4 protein-coding genes are annotated in these 2,943 nt (G+C 63.9%); 2 read left to right on the top strand and 2 right to left on the bottom strand.

The window, feature by feature from the left end:
- Both AC3AYF_RS12325 and AC3AYF_RS12320 read left to right on the top strand, forming a co-directional pair.
- On the top strand, positions 1 to 322 hold a 322-nt coding region (locus tag AC3AYF_RS12325), incomplete at its 5' end, for a zinc ribbon domain-containing protein YjdM (RefSeq protein WP_295039714.1).
- Between the two features lie 127 nt (positions 323 to 449).
- The gene (locus AC3AYF_RS12320) at positions 450 to 920 is read left to right on the top strand and encodes a GNAT family N-acetyltransferase (protein WP_295039712.1); all 471 of its coding nucleotides are present in this window, start codon (positions 450 to 452) and stop codon (positions 918 to 920) included.
- A 93-nt stretch (positions 921 to 1,013) separates the two neighbouring features.
- On the opposite strand, the gene AC3AYF_RS12315 is transcribed toward AC3AYF_RS12320, so the two are convergent.
- Both AC3AYF_RS12315 and AC3AYF_RS12310 read right to left on the bottom strand, forming a co-directional pair.
- Entirely contained in the window at positions 1,014 to 2,378 is a 1,365-nt protein-coding gene (locus AC3AYF_RS12315; RefSeq protein WP_295039710.1) for an MFS transporter, read from the bottom strand.
- A gap of 372 nt (positions 2,379 to 2,750) precedes the next feature.
- The coding region (locus tag AC3AYF_RS12310) for an ANTAR domain-containing response regulator (RefSeq protein WP_487779796.1) at positions 2,751 to 2,943 on the bottom strand (193 nt) is incomplete at its 5' end.

Below are 2,943 nucleotides of genomic sequence, written 5' to 3'. Positions count from 1 at the left end.
CCCGCAGTGCGGTTCCGAATACACCTACGAAGATGCCAGCGTTCTCGTCTGCCCCGAATGTGCCCACGAGTGGACCCTGTCCGAGGCCACGAGCAGTGATGCCGACGACCGACGGGTTACCGATGCCCATGGCACGCCGCTCGTCGATGGCGACAGCATCACCGTGATCAAGGACCTCAAGATCAAGGGCTCTTCACAGGTGGTGAAAGTGGGCACCAAGGTCAAGAACATTCGTCTGGTCGATGGCGATCACGATATCGACTGCAGGATCGACGGTATCGGAGCGATGAAACTCAAGTCCGAGTTCGTCAAGAAGGTCTGACATCAACAGGGTCTGGCATCAAGAAGCTCTGACATTGAATCGACGCTGGCTCCGGCGTTGGATCTATCGGGCTCTCTAGTCGTCGAGGCCGTCGATCGGCTTGGGATTCAGCATCACGGGTGGGGCCATGATGGACTGGAAGATCTCTCGATTGGACCGCGCTGACACGCTCGGCATCGAAACAGTATCGCGTTGGACCTTCGACGCCTGGGGCGGACTCCACCCGCACACGACCTTCGACGAATGGCGGGACGACACCCGCGAGGATTGCGGTGCCAGAGGCGTGCCTTCGGTATTCGTGGCCATGAACGATGGCGAGCCGATAGCTACCGCGAGCCTGACACTCAGCGACATGAGCACTCGGCCCGCCATGGGGCCGTGGCTCGCCTCCGCTTTCGTCCTGCCGGCTTGGCGCGGCCGCGGTATCGCCTCGGCATTGGTGGCGACGGTGGAGACCGAGGCCCGGGAAGCGGGTTGTCGGCGACTTTATCTCTACACACCCGACCAGGTGGCGCTCTACGCGCGGCTGGGCTGGGTGCCCTTCGAATCCGTGATCTATCGTGGCGAGCGCGTCACGTTGATGCACCAGGACCTCTGAAAAAAGCCGCTACCCGAAGGCAGCGGCGAAGATCGCATGGACTCGCGATGGAGAGGGGCGTGATGACAAGGCGTCATCGCAGGGCGCGCGCGCTCAGCCAGCAGCAGTCCCCCGCTCGGCATCCCGAGCGACATGGCGCTCGCCCTCGGCCTGGCGATAGGCCGCATCTTCGGTCGCTTCTGTCTCCGAGGAGAACCTGACCGCGAGCGCGAATAGCGAGGCGGCGATGACTGCCAGACCCAGATAGAAAAGACCCTGTTGATAGGAGAGCGATTCCGAGCGAAACAGGAAGCCGGCGGCCACGGCACCGGCATTGCCGCCGGCACCGACGATCCCCGCCACCGCGCCCAGCGCCTGCTTGTTGATGAACGGCACGACCCCGAAGGTGGCGCCCTCCGCCATCTGCACGAACAGGCTGAACACCAGCATGATGCCGATCGCCACGGCCAGGGTCTGCATCTGGGCGAAGCCCAGCAGTGCCACGCCCTCGCATAGCAGCGCGATGAACAGCCAGCGCACGCGCCCCTTGAGTCCGCCGTTGCGCGCGAACAGGTCCGAGAACACGCCGCCGAGAGTGCGCGCGAACAGGTTCATCAATCCGAACAGCCCGGCGATCAGCCCCGCCGTGGCCAGATCCAGCGAGAAGGTGTCGAAGAAGTAGATCGCGGCGATGTTGTTGATGGTGAGTTCCACGCCGAAGCAGGCGGCATACACCACGAACAGTGCCCAGACGCGGATGTCCCGGGCGGCGGCGGTGAAGCTCTGCAGGGCGCCGTGTTCCCGGGTGGCCGGCGGCAGTTCGCCACGCGCCCGCAGATCGCTGAAGTTTCCATCCGGCGCGTCCTGGGTGAAGCGGTAATAGGCCAGGCCGGTCAGCAACAGCACGATGCCGGGCACCACCATCGCCAGCCGCCAGCCCAGGGTCTCGCTGACACCCAGCATCAGCACGCCGGAAAACACCAGCGGCATCAGGATCTGCGTGGTGCCGCCACCGAGGTTGCCCCAGCCGGCGGTGGTGGCATTCGCCGTGCCGACCACGTTGGGCGCGAACATCATGGTGGAGTGGTACTGGGTGATGACGAAGGACGCGCCGATCGCGCCGATCGCCAGTCGAGCCAGCAGGAAGCTTTCGAAGCTGTCGGCCAGGCCGATCGACATGACCGGCAGCGATCCCAGGCAGAGCAGCCAGGTGTAGGTCTTGCGCGGACCGAGCCGGTCGCAGAGCAGCCCGATCACCAGTCGGACGACGATAGTGATGGCGACCGAGGCGATGATCGTGTTGCCGATCTGGCTCTTGGTCAGACCCAGGTCGTCGCGTACGACGGCCATCAGCGGGGCGATGCCGAACCAGCCGAAGAAGCAGACATGGAAGGCGAACCAGGATAGATGGAAGGCGCGCATCTGCGGCGTGGAGAAACTGAACAGGCGGATCTTGTTGGCTTTGTGGCGGATGTCCATGAAGATCTCTCTCCGATGGTGACGGGCATGAAAAAACGGCGTCCACCGCTCGTCATGCCGGGCATGAGAAGCGATGGACGCCGTTGTCCGTTGCGGGCCTCGGCCGTCGTTGGCCGGGCATCGCGATGATGGGGTCGGGAGTCGTCTGACGACGTCCCGGTCGGGCCGCCTTTGGTCCGAACTCATCGAGTCAAGCAGAAGGCGTACCAGAATCGCCGTTAGCGACGAGATTCAACAACATAAGCCCGATCCCGTGATGCACGACGAGGGGAGCGCGAGCGGATGGAGCCTCAGGTCGGTGCAACGACCCTGCCCACTGCACCAACAACGTCTGGCGGGCGGTTCGAGGTCCTGGTTCAGGCTCGCCTGGGTTCAGAGGCGCTTCGAGGAGAGCATCTCTACCAGGTCGATCACGTTCTGGGCGACCTCGATCAGTGGCTTGCTCTGGTCCATGGCGGTCTTGCGGAGAAGCCGATAGGCCTCGTCCTCGGACAGCTGCCGGTGCGTCATCAGCAACCCCTTGGCGCGATCGATCCGCTTGCGATCGCGTAGTGTCCGGCGGGTA

The organism is Salinicola sp. (genome assembly GCF_982684285.1).
The sequence above is the reverse complement of the archived record's forward strand: the minus strand, read 5'-3'. Positions and strand labels throughout refer to the sequence as shown.

Coding starts and splice junctions, on each gene's coding strand:
- AC3AYF_RS12320 (WP_295039712.1), top strand. CDS start 450: ATGATGGACTGGAAGATCTCTCGATTGGACCGCGCTGACACGCTCGGC.
- AC3AYF_RS12315 (WP_295039710.1), bottom strand. CDS start 2,378: ATGGACATCCGCCACAAAGCCAACAAGATCCGCCTGTTCAGTTTCTCC.